The organism is Geodermatophilus sp. SYSU D01045 (assembly GCF_054050295.1).
Genome location: NZ_JBJGZB010000001.1, coordinates 280461 through 296638 on the forward strand (window position 1 = coordinate 280461; position 16178 = coordinate 296638).

The following is a 16178-nucleotide window of genomic DNA, read 5'->3' on the forward strand; positions in this document are numbered from 1 at the left end:
GTCCCCTTACCCTCGGCCGGTGATGAGCGCCGAGGGACCGTCGCGCGCCGGCGGGACCGGCGCTGCCGCCTGGTCCGACCGCTACGCCGCCGAGGACCCCGTCCTGGCCGCGGCGCGCGCCCGGGCCGCGGCGCTCGGCGGCCCGCCCCCGCCCGGCCCCGCCGCGGGCGCCACCCTCGCGGTCCTCGCGGCCGGCGCGGGCGCCCGCGCGGTCGTGTCGATCGGCAGCGGCGGCGGGGTGGTCGGCCTGTGGCTGCTGCGGGGCATGCGGCCCGACGGCGTCCTCACCGCCCTCGACGCCGACCCCGAGCAGCTGCGCGGCGCGCGGCGGGCGTTCGCCGAGGCCGGCGTGCCGCAGAGCCGGACCCGGCTGATCTTCGGCACCCCGGCCGAGGTGCTGCCCCGCCTGTCCCCCGGCGCCTACGACCTGGTGGTCTGCGCCGGGCCGCCGACCGAGTACGCCGGGCACCTGGCCTCGCTGCTCGCGCTGGTGCGCACCGGCGGGACGCTGGCCTGCCACGGCCTGCTCGCCGGGGACCGCATCGGCGACCGCGCCGCCCGCGACCCCGACACCGTCGCCTGGCGCGACCTCGCCCACAACGTCCGCGAGGACGAGGGGCTGACCTCCGCCGTCCTGCCGATCGGCGCCGGTCTGCTGGTGGCGACCCGCCGGCACTAACCCGCGAACGGGTGCTCGGCCAGCGGCTCCCACGGGCCGCCGAGGTAGCGCCACAACCCCAGCCCGCGGGCGGGCACCTCGCCGGGGACGAACCCCGCGGCCAGCCGGTCGTGCAGCGCCCGGGCCACCGCCGGCTCCACCTTGTTCTGCACGGTCACGTGCGCCGACAGCCGCTGGCGGTCCTGCCGGGTGAGCCACGGGTCGAACTCCGCGGCCAGCCCCGCGTGCAGGGCCGACAGCTCCGGCGCGGCCAGCCGGTAGGCGACCCCGCGGCCGAGCAGCTGGAGGCCGGTCACGGCGACGGCGAACGGTGGCCGGGCGGCGGCCGCGGCCAGGGCGGCGTCGACGGCGTCGCGCCGGTCGCCCGGCAGGGCGTGGAACAGCGTGACGTGCGCGGCGAGGTGGTTGCGGCCGGCCGGGAAGTGCTCGGCGCGCAGCCGGTCGAACCGCGCCTGCGCCTCCGCCCCGAGCAGCAGCGTGACGACCAGAGGGGCGGTGTCGCCGCTCAGACGATCGCCCTGGCGCCCTTGCCGAGGACGGTCACGCCGCCGGCACTCACGTGGTAGCGCTCGCGGTCGGCGCCGGAGTCCACCCCGATCCGCGCCCAGGCGGGGACGACGACGTTCTTGTCGAGGATCGCCCGCCGGACGTAGGCGCCCTCGCCGATCTGGACGCCGTCCATGAGCACGCTGTCCTCGACCCGCGCCCCGCGCTCGACCCGCACGCCGGGCGAGACGACCGAGTTGTGCACCGACCCGCCGCCGATGATCGCGCCGGCGCTGACCATCGACTCCTCGGCCCGCCCGCCGAGCACGAACTTCGCCGGCGGCTGCTGCGGGGGCAGGGTGAGGATCGGCCAGCGGTCGTTGTAGAGGTTGAACACCGGGGTGACCGACACGAGGTCCATGTGGGCGTCGAAGTAGGAGTCGATCGTCCCGACGTCGCGCCAGTAGCCGTGGTCGCGCTCGGTGGCCCCGGGGACGATGTTGGTGGAGAAGTCGTAGACGTACGCGTCCCCGGTCTCGGCGAGCATCGGCATGATCGAGCCGCCCATGTCGTGCGCCGAGTCGGCGTCCTCGGCGTCCACGCGCAGCGCCTCGAGCAGCGCGTCGGTGGTGAAGACGTAGTTGCCCATGGAGGCGAAGGACTCCTCCGGGCTGTCGGGCAGGCCCGGCGGGTCGGCGGGCTTCTCGAGGAAGCCGCGCACCTTGCCGTCGGCGCCGGCGTCGATGACGCCGAACCCGGTGGCCTCCCGCCGCGGCACCCGCAGCCCCGCGATGGTCACCCCCGCGCCGGTCTGCAGGTGCTGGTCGATCATCTGCGCCGGGTCCATGCGGTAGACGTGGTCGGCGCCGAACACCACGACGACGTCCGGCCGCGCGTCGTAGATCAGGTTCAGGCTCTGGAAGATCGCGTCGGCGCTGCCGGTGTACCAGCGCGGCCCGAGCCGCTGCTGCGCCGGCACCGGGGTGATGAAGTTGCCCAGCATCTGCGACAGCCGCCACGTCGTGGTGATGTGCCGGTCGAGGCTGTGGCTCTTGTACTGGGTGAGGACGGCGATCTGCCGGATGTCGGCGTTCACCAGGTTGGACAGCACGAAGTCGATGAGCCGGTAGTTGCCGCCGAACGGCACCGCCGGCTTGGCACGGTCCTGGGTCAGGGGCGCGAGCCGCTTGCCCTCACCACCAGCCAGGACGATGCCGAGCACTCGAGGACCGCCACGCATGGAGGGAACGTAGCCGCTGCGCGGGCCCGCCGTCGCCCCACCTCGGCACCCCCCGCCCCCTAGGGTGACCGCCGTGCGGATCGGCATCGTCACCCGGGAGTGGCCCCCAGACGTCTACGGCGGGGCCGGCGTGCACGTCGAGCACCTCGTCGCGGCCCTGCGCTCGCTGCCGGCGGGCCCGGACCTGGAGGTGCACGCCTTCGGCGGCCCCCGGACCGACGCCCGCGGCTGGGCGGTGCCGCCCGGCCTGGCCGCGGCCAACGGCGCGCTGCAGGCCCTGGGCACCGACGTCGAGATCGCCGCGGCGCTGGCCGACGTGGACCTCGTGCACAGCCACACCTGGTACGCCAACGGCGCCGGCCTGCTCGCCGCGCTGGTGCACGGGGTGCCGCACGTGGTGACCGCGCACTCGCTGGAGCCGCGGCGGCCGTGGAAGGCCGACCAGCTCGGCGGCGGCTACCGGCTGTCGTCGTGGGTGGAGCGCACCGCCTACCTCGCCGCGGATGCGGTGATCGCGGTCAGCCACGGCATGCGCGCCGACGTCCTCGACGCCTATCCCGACCTCGACCCGGCCCGGGTGCACGTCGTCGGCAACGGCGTGGACGCCGAGGCGTACAAGCCGACGCCGGCGCCGGACGTCGTCCGCTCGCTCGGGGTCGACCCCGACCGGCCCTACGCGCTGTTCGTCGGCCGGATCACCCGGCAGAAGGGCGTCGTCCACCTGCTGCGGGCGGCCGAGCAGCTGCCGCCCGACGCCGGGCTGGTGCTGTGCGCCGGCGCCCCCGACACCCCGGGCGAGCGGCAGCAGGTCGCCGACGCCGTGGCCGAGCTGCAGGCCCGCCGGCCGGGCGTCGTCTGGATCGAGGCGATGCTGCCGCGCGAGCAGCTGGTGCCGCTGATCACCGGGGCGACGGTGTTCGTCGTCCCCTCGGTCTACGAGCCGCTGGGCATCGTGAACCTCGAGGCCGCCGCCTGCGGCACCGCGGTGGTCGCCAGCGCCGTCGGCGGGATCCCCGAGGTCGTGGCCGACGGCGTCACCGGGCTGCTGGTCCCCTACGACCCCGGTGACGTCGCCGCCTTCGAGGCGGGGCTGGCCGCGCGGATCGCCGAGCTGCTGGCCGACCCGACCCGGGCCGCGGCGATGGGCGCGGCGGGCCGCGAGCGGGTGCTGTCGGAGTTCGGCTGGCCGGCGATCGCCCAGCAGACGGTCGGCGTCTACACGGCCGTCCTCGAGGCCCGGGGCTGACCTCTCCCCCACCCACTCCCCGCGCCCGCCGCAGGTCGGGATGCGATCCTGACCCGTCGTGGCCACCGATCCGCGCCCGTCCGAGCGGGACCCCGTCCGGGCGCTCGTCCGTGCGTCGCACCACCTGTCCGCCGACGACCTCGGCGCCGTGGTCGCGGAGCAGGCGCGGCGCCTGGGCGTCCGCGGGGCGGTCGTCTACCTCGCCGACTACGCCCAGCACGTCCTGCTGCCCCTGCCCGGCGAGGGCGTGCCCCCCCGGCAGGAGCTGATCATCGACGGGTCGGTGGCCGGGCGCGCGTTCCGCCGGGTCGAGCCGGTCCACGCCCCGGCCGGTGACGGGCCGGCCAGCCTGTGGGTGCCCCTGCTCGACGGCGCCGAGCGGGTCGGCGTGGTCGAGTACGTGCTCGACGGCGACCCGACGCCGGACCTCGAGGACGATGCGCGGTCGTTCACCTCGCTGGTCGCCGAGCTGGTCGTCACCCGCGACGCCTACAGCGACCTGTTCGCCCGGCTGCGGCGGCGACGCGAGCTGACGCTGGCCGCGGAGATCCAGTGGGAGCTGCTGCCGCCGCTGACCTACGCGAGCGACCGCGTCGTCATCACCGGCGCGCTCGAGCCGAGCTACGACATCGGCGGGGACACCTTCGACTACGCGGTCAACGGCGCGCTGGTGGACCTGGCCGTGCTCGACGCCGTCGGCCACGGCCTGCCCGCCGCCCTGCTGACCACCGCCGCCGTCGGCGCCTACCGGCACGCCCGGCGCGCGGGCCTCGACCTCCCGGCGGTCGCGGCCGCGATGGACGCCGTCGTCGCCGGCCAGTTCGCCGGCAGCCGGTTCGCCACCGCGGCCGTCGCCCGGCTCGACCTCGACACCGGGCTGCTCACCTGGGTGAACTGCGGGCACCCCGACCCGATCGTCGTGCGCGACGGCGCCCTGATCCGGCCGCCGGCCTGCCCGCCGGCGCGCCCCCTGGGGCTGCTCGCGGCGGCACCCGCGGTGTGCCGGATGCAACTGCGCCCCGGGGACCGCGTGCTGCTCTACACCGACGGCGTCGTCGAGGCGCGCTCGCCCGACGGCGCGTTCTTCGGCGAGGACCGGCTCGCGGACCTGGTCGTGCGCGCCGAGCTGGCCGGCGACCCGCCGCCGGAGACGATGCGCCGGCTCATGGGCAGCGTCATGCAGCACCAGGACGGCCGGCTGCAGGACGACGCGAGCATCGTCATGGTCGAGTGGCAGACCGGGCACGAGGAGCGGTTGAGGCTGTGAGCACGGCACCGGAAGGACCCCTGACCGGCGAGGCGGCGGGTCCGGCCGACGTCGTCGTGGGGCTGGTCGCCGCGCCCGGCGCGCCGGTGGAGGTGGCCGACGAGCTGGCCGCCGACCTGGCCGGCGCGCTGCGCGAGCGGCACCCCGACGTCGCGTGGGACGTCCGCGTGGTCGAGGACGGGCTGGTCCAGCCGCCGGCCGACGACGCGGAGATCGTCGGCGCCGCGCGCGACCGGCTGCTGGCGGAGGAGTGGGACCTCGCCGTCGTCGTCACCGACCTGCCGCTGTCGGTCGACCGGCGCACCGTCGTCGCGCACGCCAGCCCGGTGCACGGCGTCGCGGTGCTGTCCCTGCCGGCCCTCGGCGCGGTCGGCCGGCGGCGGCGCGCGCTGCAGACGACGGTCGGGCTGGTCCGCACGCTGCTCGGTGACGCCGAGGGCGACGACGACCCGGCCGCGCTGCGCCGCCGGGTGCGCGAGCTGGCCACCGACCCGGCCGACACCGCCGACGGCGTCCGGTTCACCGCCCGGGTGCTGTCGGGCAACCTGCGGCTGCTGGTCGGCATGGTGCGCGCCAACCGGCCGTGGCGGCTGACCATCCAGCTGTCCCGCGCGCTGACGGCGGCGGTCGCGGCCGGCGTCTTCGCCCTGGTGACCGCCGACATCTGGCGGCTGGCCGACCGGTTCGGCTGGCTGCGGCTGTCCGTCGTCGGGCTGGGCTCGGTGGTGGCCATCTGCGCGACGCTGGTCGTCGGCGCGCAGATGTGGGAGCGGGCCCGCTCGCGCCGCGTGCGCAAGCAGGTGGCGCTGTTCAACCTGGCCACCGTCGCCACCGTGGTGATCGGGGTGCTCACCCTCTACGCCGCGCTGTTCGCCCTCGCGCTGGCCGGCTCGCTGCTGCTGGTGCCGTCGGCGCTGTTCGCCGAGGGGCTGGGGCACCCGGCCGCGCTCGGCGACTACCTGGAGCTGGCCTGGCTGACCAGCTCGCTGGCGACGGTCGGCGGGGCCCTGGGCGCGGGCCTGGAGGACGACGACGCCGTCCGCGGGGCGGCGTACGCGCACCGGCCGGACGCGGCCGGGTGACCGGGATGGCCCCGGTGCCCGCACGGGGCGAGGATGACGTGTGACCATCTCCACGCGGTTCGCCGCCGCGCTGGACGCCGAGGCCGCCGGGAGCCCCGGGTCGGCCGAGCTGCTGCCGGTCCGCCTGGCCCGGGCCTGCGTCACCACCCTGGGGGTCGACGCCGCGGGGCTGTCGGTCGTCGACGGGTCCGGCCTGCGCATCCCGCTCGGGGCGAGCACCACCGAGGCCGCGTGCGCCGAGCGCCTGCAGTTCACCGTCGGCGGGGGGCCGTGCTGGGAGGCCCAGGAGACCCGGCAGCCGGTGTTCGCGCTGCTGGACGACCTGCGGCGGCGCTGGATGCCCTTCGCCGACCTGCTCACCGCGCAGACGCCGTTCCGCGCGGTGGTCGCGCTCCCGCTGCGCGAGGACCTCGCCGGCGCCGGCGCGCTGGACCTGTACTTCACCGACGAGGCCGCCGTGCCGGGACTCGACGTCTTCGCGGCGATGGCCGTCGGCGAGCTGGTCACCGCGGCGCTCAGCGACGCCGCCGTCTGGTCGGACTGGCCGGCCGAGCGCGGCCCCGACTGGCTGCACGGCCCCGAGGCGCGCCGGCGGGCCGCGGTGCTGCGGGCCGCGGGCCGGGCGGCGATGGCGCTGGACACCGACCCGGCCACCGCGCTGGACCTGCTGCGCGCCGAGGCCTACGCCGGGGGACGCGCCGTGGAGGACGTCGCCGAGGACCTCGAGCAGGGCCGGCTCGACGTACGCGAGCTCGCCCCGAACTGGCACCACTGACCCGCACCGTGTGACCGTCCCCGCAGGTCAGGGGCGGAATCCGGGCCCGCGCGCGGGCGCTGCACCCCGCGTGACCGCAGCGCCCCCGCCGTCCGACGTGTCCGCGCCCGTCCCCTCCCCCACGCGGCTGCTCGACGTCCGCACCGTCTACGCCGAGCCGGCCGCCCTGGACTCCGTCCGCGGCCGCGAGGTGCTCGCCCGCTTCCCCGGCGCGGAGGTCGTCGAGGTGCCCTCGCACTGGAGGATCCCGGAGCTGCACGGCAACGAGGGCAACGTGGACCGCTGGGTGCGGGTGAAGACCGAGACGCTGGTGCTCGGCGTGAAGAAGTCGCTCACCGCCCGCCCGAACGGCCGGTCGGCCGACTGGATCGCCCCCTCGACGGCGAACGGCTGCGCGATGGCCTGCGCGTACTGCTACGTGCCGCGGCAGAAGGGCTACGCCAACCCGATCACCGTCTTCACCAACATCGAGCAGATCACCGGCTACCTGCGCCGGCACGTCGCCCGGCAGGGGCCCAAGACCGAGCCCGACCAGGTCGACCCGGTCAGCTGGGTCTACGACATCGGCGAGAACAGCGACTGCTCGGTCGACGCGCTGGTCAGCGACAACGTCGCCGACCTGGTCGCCACCTTCCGCGAGCTGCCCACGGCCAAGGCGTCGTTCGCCACCAAGTACGTCAACCGGCAGCTGCTCGACCTCGACCCGCAGGGCCGCACCCGCATCCGGTTCTCGCTCATGCCCGACGCCGACTCGCGGGTCGTCGACGTGCGCACCAGCCGGGTCGCCGAGCGCGTCGCCGCCGTCGACGACTTCGTCGAGGCGGGGTACGAGGTGCACCTCAACCTCTCGCCGGTGGTGCTGCGCGACGGGTGGGAGGCCGGCTGGGCGCAGCTGCTGCGGCAGCTCGACGACACCCTCTCCCCCGCGGCCAAGGCCCAGGCGGCCGCCGAGGTGATCATGCTGACCCACAACCGGGACCTGCACCAGGTCAACCTCGGCTGGCACCCGAAGGCCGAGGACCTGCTGTGGCGGCCGGACCTGCAGCAGCCCAAGCGCAGCCAGAACGGCCAGTGGAACGTGCGCTACCGCAACGACGTGAAGCGGGCCGGTGTCGAGCGGCTGCGGGAGCTGATCGCCGCCCACGCGCCCTGGCTGCGCGTGCGGTACGCGTTCTGATGCGGCTCTCGCTCCTCGACCGGTCGCGCACCCGCGCCGGCGAGCCGGACGCGGCGGCGCTGCGCGGCACCGTCGCGCGGGCGGTGTCCGCGGAGCGGCTGGGCTACGAGCGGTTCTGGGTCGCCGAGCACCACGGCGTCCCCGGCATCGCCGGGGCCGCGCCCGCGGTGCTGCTGGCCGCGGTCGCCGGCCGGACGACGGCGATCCGGCTGGGCTCGGCCGGCGTCATGCTGCCGCACCACCAGCCGCTCGTCGTCGCCGAGCAGTTCGCCACCCTGGCCGCCCTCGCCCCGGGCCGGGTGGACCTGGGGCTGGGCCGCTCGCCGGGTTTCACCCCGCCGGTGCGCCGGGCGCTGCGGGAGACCGAGCGCGACTTCGCCGCCGACCTCGCCGAGCTGCGCGCGTACCTCACCGGGACGGCGGAGATCACCCTGCACCCGCAGCCCGCCGGGGACGTGCGCGTGGTCGTCCTGGCCACCGGCCGCGGCCTGGAGGTCGCCGCGGACCTGGGCCTGCCGGTCGTCGTCGGAGGGCCGCTGCTCGGGGTGGCCGGCGACCCGGAGCCGGGCCGGCAGGCGCTGGCCCGCTACCGCCGCGCCTACCGGCCCTCGGCGCAGGCGCCGGAGCCGGAGGTCGCGATCAGCCTGGACGTGCTCGTCGCCGACACCGCGGCCGAGGCCGCCGACCTGCTGCTGCCCGAGGCGTGGGCGATGGCGCAGGCGCGCACCACCGGCGTCTTCCCGCCGCTGGAGCCGGTGGCCGCGGTGAGGGCGGCGCCGATGACGGCGGTGCGGCGGCGGCACGCGGAGCGGACGGCGGCCGCGGCGGTCGCCGGCCCGCCGGACCGGGTGGCCGCGCGGCTGGCGGAGCTCGCCGAGCGCACCGGCGCGACCGAGCTGGTCGCCGCGGGCAGCACGCACGACCGCGCGGCGCTGGCCGCCTCCGACGAGGCCCTGGCCCGGCTGCTGGGCGCCCCGGCTCACCCCGTGGCGCCGGTGTCCCCGTGGGACGCGCCGACCGGCTTGGACTCCGGCGACCCCCGCTGGCGCAGGTAGACGGCGAACACCGCCATCGACCCGACCGCGAGCATCTCCGACTGCCAGTTCTGGAAGCTGCGGTTCCAGAAGTCGGCCTGGCCGAGGTAGGACACCCAGCTGACCGGGTCGGCGTGCGACTGCAGCTGCTCGGCGTTGTACGCCGCCCACCCGGCCACCGAGGTCGCCGCCCAGGTGAGCAGGAAGATCCCCGCGAACAGCAGGCCCAGGGACCGGGAGAACAGCGCGCCGCGCCAGCCGCCCACCCGCGCCCACGCCGGCGAGTCGTCACGGGCGTGCGCTCCCGTCCGCTGCTCCTCGTCGCTCTCGGTGCCGACGTCGTCCAGCTCCTTGGACTCCGGCGACCCGCGCTGCACCAGCCAGACGGTGGCGAAGACGTAGAGGAAGAACTGCAGGTACTCCGACTGCCAGTTCTCCATGACGTCGACGGCGAACGACGACGAGGTCACGTAGTCCGCCAGGGAGACCGGCGCGAGGCCCTCGGCCTGCCGGTCCTCGCTCACCTGCGCCGCCCCGGCCACCGCCTGCCCGGCCAGGCTGAGCAGGAACAGCAGGCCGAAACCCAGGCTCAGCGAGTTCTCCCGGACGAACCGCCGCACGCCGCTCACCGCCCCAGCAGGGCGAGGACCACGCAGTAGGCCACGCCGCCGAACACGGTCAGCAGGTAGGCCACGAACACGACGCGCACGGATCTCACGAGCCCTCCACCAGGCAGTCGTAGCGCCCCTCGCCGGAGGGCCGGCAGCCGGCCGCGGCCACCTCCCAGCCGTCGGGCGCGCGGGTGAGGAACAGCGTGTCGTCGGTGAGCCGCACCTGGGCCTCCTGACCCCAGACCTGCGTGGAGACGACGCCGCCGGTGCCGAGCGGGAGCTCCTCGAGCACCACGGGGCAGCCGGTCGGCTCCTCGTGCTCCAGCGCCTGCACCGCGGCGTCGGTGAGCAGGTCGCAGCGGGTGGCGGGATCGGCCACCGCGAAGTCCCCGGCCACCTGCTCGACGTCGGGCAGGTGCACGTCCGAGCACCCGGCCAGCACCCCCAGCACCGGCACCACCAGGGCCGGCACCCACCACGCCACTGTCCGCACGGTCCGTCGCCTCCCGTCCCGCTCCCGCGCGGGCTCCGCGGGTCCCCCGATCGTGGGCCGAGGCCCCGGGCCCCGCCACCCCAGGTGATCACCCGATCGGGCGGTGACCTGCGGCACTACGGTGACGCTGTGGCACGGGTGGTGGTCGTCGGCGCGGGGCTGGGCGGTCTCGCCGCTGCGGCGCGACTGGGCGCCCTGGGTCACCGGGTGACCGTGCTGGAGCAGTCGGCGGCCGTCGGCGGCAAGCTCGGCTGGTACGCCCGCGACGGCCACGCCTTCGACACCGGCCCCAGCCTGGTCACGCTGCCGCAGGTGCTGCGCGACCTGTTCGACGCCACCGGCGGCCCGCTGGAGGAGTCCGTCGACCTCGTCCGGCTCGACCCCGCCGTCGACTACCGGTTCGCCGACGGCACCCGGCTGGCCGTGCCCGGGCACCTCGAGGCGGTCCCGGACGCGCTGGACGCCGCCCTCGGCGAGGACGCCGGCACCCAGTGGCGGGCGCTGCTCGAGCGCGCCGGCGCGATGTGGGCGATCACCGAGCAGCCGTTCCTGCGCTCGCCGCTGCGCGGCGCGGCCACCCTCGCCCGGCTGGCCCGCGACCCGGCCGACGTCGCCGCCGTCGCGCCCTGGCAGACGCTGCGCGGCCTGGGCGCCCGCTACCTGCGCGACCCGCGGTTGCGCGTGCTGCTCGACCGCTACGCCACCTACTCCGGCTCCGACCCGCGGCGCGCGCCCGCCGTGCTGGCCACCGTCCCCTACGTCGAGCAGGCGTTCGGCTCCTGGTACGTCCGCGGCGGGCTGCACCGGCTGGCGGAGGCGGTGGCCGAGCGGGCCCGCGAGCACGGCGCCGACGTCCGCACCGGCACGCCGGTGCGGCGGGTGCTGCGCGACGGCAGCCGGGTGGCCGGGGTGGAGCTGGCCGAGGGCGGTGAGGTGACCGCCGACGTCGTCGTCTCCGGCGCCGACGCCACCGCCCTGTACGCCGGGCTGCTGCCGCCGGACCGGCGCACCCGCGCGGTGCGGCGCGGGCTGACCCGGGCGACGCCGTCGCTGTCGGGGTTCGTGCTGCTGCTGGCGCTGCGCGGCCGCACGCCGGGCCTGGCGCACCACACCGTCGCCTTCCCCGCCGACTACGACGCCGAGTTCGACGCGGTCTTCGGCACCGGCCGGCACCGCGGCCTGCCCTGCCCGGTGCCCGACCCGACCGTCTACGTCAGCGCCCCCGACGACCCCGCCACCCGGCCCGACGACGACAGCGAGTCGTGGTTCGTCCTGGTCAACGCGCCGCGGCACGATCCCGACGGCGGCGTCGACTGGGACACCCCCGGCCTGGCCGACCGCTACGGCACCCGGGTGCTGGAGGTGATGGCCGCGCGCGGGCTCGACGTCCGGTCCCGGCTGCGCTGGTGCGTGACCCGCACGCCGGCCGACCTCGCCCGGGAGACCGGCAGCGTCGGCGGCTCGATCTACGGCACCTCGAGCAACGGCGCCCGCGCGGCGTTCCTGCGCCCGGGCAACGCCGCCCCGGTGCGCGGGCTGTACCTGGTCGGCGGCTCGTCGCACCCGGGCGGCGGGCTGCCGCTGGTGACCCTGTCGGCGGAGATCGTCGCCGGGCTGGTCGGCCCGGCCTGACACCTCCCGGCGTGCGAGGGTGCCCGGGTGCGCACCGACCCGCCGGAGACCGCCGACGAGACCACCACGCTGACCGCCTACCTCGCCTACCAGCGCGAGACGCTGCTGCTGAAGACCGAGGGGCTCACCCGTGAGCAGCTGGCGCGGGCGCACCCGCCGTCGTCGCTCACCCTGGCCGGGCTGCTGTACCACCTGGCGCTGGTCGAGGAGACCTGGGCGGTGGAGCGGTTCGCCGGGCAGCCGGAGCCCGCGCCGTGGGACGGCGTCGACTGGGACGCCACCCCCGACTGGGAGTTCGACGCCGCCCTGGACCTCGAGCCGGAGGTGTTGCGCGAGCGCTACCGGGAGGCCGGGCGGCGCACCGACGCGGTGGTCGCCGCGGCCGGGTCGCTGGACGCGCTGTCGGCCGTCCCGCGGCGCGACGGCAAGCGGTTCAGCCTGCGCTGGATGCTGCTGCACCTGGTCGAGGAGACCGCCCGGCACAACGGCCACGCCGACCTGCTGCGCGAGGCGGTGGACGGCGTCGTCGGCGAGTGAGGCGCTACTGCGCCAGCTCCGTCGCCCACGCGGGCGACGGCGACCTCCCCGGTGGTGCCGGCGTCGACCCACATCGGCAGGACCTGGCCGGGGTCGCCCGGCACCGGGACGACGTGCAGCGCCCGTCCCTCGGTGAGCCCGCCGTCGGTGACCGTCGCCGACCAGGAGACGCCGGTGACCGCACTCTGGCCCGGCTGCAGCACCAGCGGGGACGGCCCGGGGTCGCGGACCGTGTACGTCGACTCGTGCGCCACGGTGAACGGCATCGGGCGCCCCGTCCCGTCGAGGACGGAGACCTCGGCGTAGCCGGTGACGTCCCGCGGCACGTCCCCGCAGTTGGTCACGGTGACGACGACGCCGCGGTGGCCGAGGCCGGCGTCGACCGGGCCGGCGGTGACGAGCAGGCCCAGCGGTGAGCAGGTCGGCGTCACCGGCTGCGGCACCTCCGGCGCGCCGGGTGCGGGCGTCGGTGCGGTCGGCTCCGCGGCCGGGGTGGGCCCGGGCGGGACGCCGATGCCCGCCGCGTCGGCACCGGCCGGCGCGCGGGCGGCCAGCACACCCGCCGTCACCGCGACGACGGCCAGCGCCACCAGCAGCGGGACCGGCCACCGGGCCCGCGGCGCGTCGGCCCCGCGCGGCGACTCAGCCCCGCGCGGCACCGAGGCCCAGCACCGCGGCCAGCCCGAGCGCGCTGCGGGGCGCGTAGGCCGCCCGCCACAGCCCGCCGTGGACGGCGGCGTACGCCTCGTCCTGCCACGGCTGCTCGTGCCGCGGCCCGCCGCCGGTGTGCAGGTCGTGCACCAGCAGCGCGGCCATGAGCACGTTCGACGTCGCCGGCTCGAACACCTCGACGCCGAACCGGTGCGCCCCGGCGTAGGCGGCGGCCAGGGCCCGGTTCTTCACCACCGACCGGGTGCGGGTGGGCGGCGCGACGTTCATCGACACCGTCGTCCCGGCCGCCCGCGCGACGGTCGCCCGCCACCGCTGCAGCCGCTTGGCCAGCGCGTAGTTCGGGCCCTGCTGCGCGACCAGGCTGTCGCTGACGCCCGGGTCGGTGCCCGGCACGTACGCCCGCTGCAGCAACCGCCCGGCCGAGAGCGTGCGCAGCGGCCGGCCGAGGAGCTTGCCGACGCGGGAGCGGCCGGCATAGGCGCGCGCCGACTGCTCGACGGCGTCGCCGGGGACGGCGAAGACGTCGGTGGGCGTGGCGAGGAAGGCCAGCGCGAGGTCGGGCCGGTCGCGCTGCAGGCGGACGGTGAGCGCGTCGACCGCGGCCGACACCCGCACGTTGGTGGCGCCGTCGGCGTAGACGTAGTCGCCGAGCACCGGGTCGCCGGGCAGGCCGGCCACCCAGTCGCCGACGGCCGGCACCTCGCGCACGAGGTCGGCGCCCGCGGTGCCGGCGAGGTCGCCGTCGTCGGTGGGGGCGGGCAGCAGCAGCCGGCCGGCGCCGCGGCGGCCGGTGTCGAGCACCCGCCGCCACAGGTCCGGCCGCGGCAGGTCGACCCCGGCGACGGTGGCGCCCCACCGCAGCAGCGCCGTCAGCGGACCCATCTCCGCACCCGCACCCAGCACGACGACGGTCCGGCCGGGCAGCGCCAGCCACTCCGGGTGCGCGGCCACGGCGCGCACCGCCTCGGCGAGGCCGGGCTCGGCGATCCCGCCCTCGACCCAGGTGTCCACCTGGCGCAGCAGGTCGTCGCCGCGCAGCCGCCGGCCGTGGAAGGGCAGCGTGAACTCGCGCTCGGGCTCGGCGGTGCCGGCCACCTCGCGGGTCCGCAGCGCCCGCCCGGCCGGCGCCGCGGGCAGCGCGCTCAGCGGCTGCTCGCCGTCGTCGGTGGCCACCCGCAGCCGGGCGTGGACGGCGTCCAGGCCGGCCGCGGCGATGGCCCGGGCCGCGTCCGGGGAGGCCAGGCCCGCCTCGACCAGGCGGCGGAAGTGCACCAGGTAGCCCGCCCGCCAGTTGGTCTCGGACTCGGCGGCGCGGGCGCCGGTCGGGTCGACCGGGCGCAGCGCGTCGGCGACGACGGCACGGCCGACCGCCGCGGTGCTGCGCCGCCCGTCGGGGCCGGTGGGGAAGACGACTCCGGTGTCGTCGGTGCTCATGGGCTCCTCAGTCCGTCACGGTCGGCGGCGGGTCGAGCGGGGCGCCGGCCTCCAGCCAGCGCAGCAGCGTGCGGGCGCCGAACCCCGTGCCGCCCTTGACCACCTCGGCCTCGTCGGAGCCGGCCCGGGCCGGGCCCGCGATGTCGAGGTGCGCCCACGGCAGGTCGCCGGCGAACGGGCGGAGGAACAGCGCCGCGGTGGTGCCGCCCGGGTTGCCGGGGGCGTTGTTCGCGTCGGCGACGTCGCTGTCGAGCAGGTCGGCGTACCCCTCGTCCAGCGGCATCCGCCAGACCCGCTCGCCGGCGTGCAGCGCGGCGGTGGACAGCGCGCCGGCCAGCCCGTCGGTGGTGGCGTACAGCCCGGCCGTGCGGGCGCCGAGCGCGGTGCGCATCGCGCCGGTGAGCGTGGCGACGTCGACCAGCGCGGTGGCGCCGAGGTGCAGCCGGGCGTGGGCGAGCCCGTCGGCGAGCACCATCCGGCCCTCGGCGTCGGTGTTCCTCACCTCGGTGGTGCGCCCGCCGACGTGCCGGACGACGTCGGCCGGGCGGTACGCCGACCCGGACACCGCGTTCTCCGCGGCCGGGACGACGGCCGTGACCGCGACCGGCAGCTCCAGCCGCGCGGCAGCGTCGACCGCCGCGAGCACCGCCGCTCCCCCGGCCATGTCGGTCTTCATCTCGCGCATGCCGGGGCCGCGCTTGATCTGGAGGCCTCCGGTGTCGAACGTGATCCCCTTGCCCACCAGCACCGGCCGGGCGGGGCCCGCGCCGGGCGGCTCGTACGCGGCGACGACGACCCGCGGCGGGGACGCCGAGCCGCCGCCGACGGCGAGTACGCCGCCGAAGCCGCCCGCGGCGAGCTCGTCGGGACCGAGCACGGTGACGGTCACGTGCGGCAGGCCGGACAGCCGCTCGACGGCCTGCGCCGCCAGCCAGGCGGGGTCCTCGGTGTTCGGCGGGGTGTTGACCAGGTCGCGGGCCCAGGCGACGGCGCGGCCGGTGACCTCCCCGGCGCGGGCGGCCGCGACGACGACGGGGTCCTCCGCGTCGGCGGCGACCACGGTGACGGTGGCCAGCCGCGGCGGGTGCGGCTTCGACGTCTCGCGGAACCGGTAGCCGGCCAGCAGCGCGGCCTCGACGGCGGCGCGGACCTCGTCGGCCCCGGCGGGGGCGGTGGCACCGTCGAGGGGCAGGACCAGCCGGGTGGCGCCGTGCTCGGCGAGGGTCTGCGCGCGGCGCACGGCGGTGGCGACGTAGCCGCGCAGGTGCGGCAGCGTCCCGTCGCCCACACCGACGGCGACGACGCTGCGCGGGGAGCGGCCGGGGACGGGCAGGTTGGTGACCTTGCCCGGCCGGCCGGTGTTGCCGGTGTCGCGCAGCGCGCCGGTGAGCAGGTCGGCCGGGACCGGCGGCAGGGTGCCGGGGGCGCGTGCGGTCAGCCAGGCCGGCAGCGTGCCGCCGGACCCGACCGGGACGGCGAGGACGTCGTCGTCGGTGAGGCGCGGCAGGCGGGCCAGCAGTTCGACCCGCGGCAAGGGTGCGGCCCCGGTCGCCGGCGTGCTGCCGGCGGCCGGGGCCGCGTCGTCCTGCGCGGGGCTGCCCGAGGGCGAGCTCGCGGGGACGTTCAGCTGGTCGCGCCCTTCAGCGCCTCGGAGAGCGCTGCGGCCTCGTCAGGGGACAGCTCGACGACCAGGCGGCCGCCGCCCTCGAGCGGCACCCGCATGACAAGGCCGCGCCCCTCCTTGGTGACCTCCAGGGGACCTTCACCCGTGCGCGGCTTCATGGCCGCCATGCGTGCCTCCTTCGCCGGCCAC

16 protein-coding genes and 1 pseudogene are annotated in these 16178 nt (G+C 77.3%); 9 read left to right on the forward strand and 8 right to left on the reverse strand.

Annotated elements, in window-relative coordinates; all coding sequences use genetic code 11:
- The first annotated feature begins 22 nt into the window (after positions 1-22).
- Positions 23-679, forward strand: a complete 657-nt coding sequence (locus ACI798_RS01575; protein ID WP_456941227.1) for an O-methyltransferase — start codon at positions 23-25, stop codon at positions 677-679.
- On the opposite strand, the gene ACI798_RS01580 is transcribed toward ACI798_RS01575, so the two are convergent.
- Together ACI798_RS01580 and glgC are read right to left on the reverse strand one after the other, a co-directional pair.
- Entirely contained in the window at positions 676-1287 is a 612-nt protein-coding gene (locus tag ACI798_RS01580; protein WP_457047034.1) for a 2'-5' RNA ligase family protein, read from the reverse strand. The two genes, ACI798_RS01575 and ACI798_RS01580, sit on opposite strands and share 4 nt — an antisense overlap.
- A complete protein-coding gene (glgC, locus tag ACI798_RS01585; protein ID WP_456941226.1) occupies positions 1185-2405 on the reverse strand; it encodes a glucose-1-phosphate adenylyltransferase in 1221 nt (406 codons plus the stop codon). Before glgC ends, ACI798_RS01580 begins: the two co-directional genes overlap by 103 nt.
- A 73-nt stretch (positions 2406-2478) precedes the next feature.
- Between glgC and glgA the strand changes: the two genes are divergently transcribed.
- The 6 genes from glgA (at position 2479) to ACI798_RS01615 (ending at position 9007) form a co-directional block, all read left to right on the forward strand.
- Positions 2479-3651 (forward strand): glycogen synthase, encoded by a 1173-nt coding sequence (gene glgA / locus ACI798_RS01590; protein WP_456941225.1) that lies wholly within the window; start codon positions 2479-2481, stop codon positions 3649-3651.
- A gap of 58 nt (positions 3652-3709) precedes the next feature.
- Positions 3710-4918: a PP2C family protein-serine/threonine phosphatase gene (locus ACI798_RS01595; protein WP_457047010.1), complete on the forward strand. Its 1209-nt coding sequence runs from the start codon at positions 3710-3712 to the stop codon at positions 4916-4918.
- On the forward strand, positions 4915-6000 hold the full coding sequence (locus ACI798_RS01600; protein ID WP_456941223.1) for a hypothetical protein: 1086 nt from the start codon (positions 4915-4917) through the stop codon (positions 5998-6000). Before ACI798_RS01595 ends, ACI798_RS01600 begins: the two co-directional genes overlap by 4 nt.
- A 40-nt stretch (positions 6001-6040) precedes the next feature.
- Positions 6041-6775 (forward strand): GAF domain-containing protein, encoded by a 735-nt coding sequence (locus ACI798_RS01605; protein ID WP_457047011.1) that lies wholly within the window; start codon positions 6041-6043, stop codon positions 6773-6775.
- Positions 6776-6845: 70 nt separating this feature from the next.
- Entirely contained in the window at positions 6846-7952 is a 1107-nt protein-coding gene (locus ACI798_RS01610) for a spore photoproduct lyase family protein (RefSeq protein ID WP_456941221.1), read from the forward strand.
- Complete coding sequence (locus ACI798_RS01615) at positions 7952-9007, forward strand: MsnO8 family LLM class oxidoreductase (protein WP_457047012.1); 1056 nt, start codon at positions 7952-7954, stop codon at positions 9005-9007. Before ACI798_RS01610 ends, ACI798_RS01615 begins: the two co-directional genes overlap by 1 nt.
- Here the strand turns inward: ACI798_RS01615 and ACI798_RS01620 are convergent.
- Both ACI798_RS01620 and ACI798_RS01625 read right to left on the reverse strand, forming a co-directional pair.
- A complete protein-coding gene (locus ACI798_RS01620; protein WP_456941219.1) occupies positions 8932-9606 on the reverse strand; it encodes a DUF6766 family protein in 675 nt (224 codons plus the stop codon). The two genes, ACI798_RS01615 and ACI798_RS01620, sit on opposite strands and share 76 nt — an antisense overlap.
- Before the next feature lie 94 nt (positions 9607-9700).
- Positions 9701-10090: a hypothetical protein gene (locus ACI798_RS01625; protein WP_457047013.1), complete on the reverse strand. Its 390-nt coding sequence runs from the start codon at positions 10088-10090 to the stop codon at positions 9701-9703.
- Positions 10091-10219: 129 nt separating this feature from the next.
- Here ACI798_RS01625 and ACI798_RS01630 point away from each other — a divergent pair, with 129 nt between their 5' ends.
- Together ACI798_RS01630 and ACI798_RS01635 are read left to right on the forward strand one after the other, a co-directional pair.
- Positions 10220-11722 carry a phytoene desaturase family protein gene (locus ACI798_RS01630; protein WP_456941217.1) on the forward strand — a complete coding sequence of 501 codons (1503 nt, stop codon included), beginning with the start codon at positions 10220-10222 and terminating at the stop codon, positions 11720-11722.
- A gap of 27 nt (positions 11723-11749) precedes the next feature.
- Complete coding sequence (locus ACI798_RS01635; RefSeq protein WP_457047014.1) at positions 11750-12259, forward strand: DinB family protein; 510 nt, start codon at positions 11750-11752, stop codon at positions 12257-12259.
- A 101-nt stretch (positions 12260-12360) separates the two neighbouring features.
- Here ACI798_RS01635 and ACI798_RS01640 read toward each other — a convergent pair.
- From ACI798_RS01640 to ACI798_RS01655, 4 genes and pseudogenes are all read right to left on the reverse strand, one after another.
- Positions 12361-12918: pseudogene (locus tag ACI798_RS01640) on the reverse strand (DUF4232 domain-containing protein); the annotation flags it as partial.
- Entirely contained in the window at positions 12902-14365 is a 1464-nt protein-coding gene (locus tag ACI798_RS01645) for a hypothetical protein (RefSeq protein WP_456941214.1), read from the reverse strand. The gene ACI798_RS01645 and the pseudogene ACI798_RS01640, both read right to left, overlap by 17 nt.
- 7 nt (positions 14366-14372) lie before the next feature.
- Positions 14373-15899, reverse strand: coding sequence for a leucyl aminopeptidase family protein (locus ACI798_RS01650; protein ID WP_457047015.1), 1527 nt, complete (start codon positions 15897-15899; stop codon positions 14373-14375).
- 89 nt (positions 15900-15988) lie between these two features.
- Positions 15989-16156 carry a DUF3117 domain-containing protein gene (locus ACI798_RS01655; protein WP_012947303.1) on the reverse strand — a complete coding sequence of 56 codons (168 nt, stop codon included), beginning with the start codon at positions 16154-16156 and terminating at the stop codon, positions 15989-15991.
- Between the last annotated feature and the right edge of the window lie 22 nt (positions 16157-16178).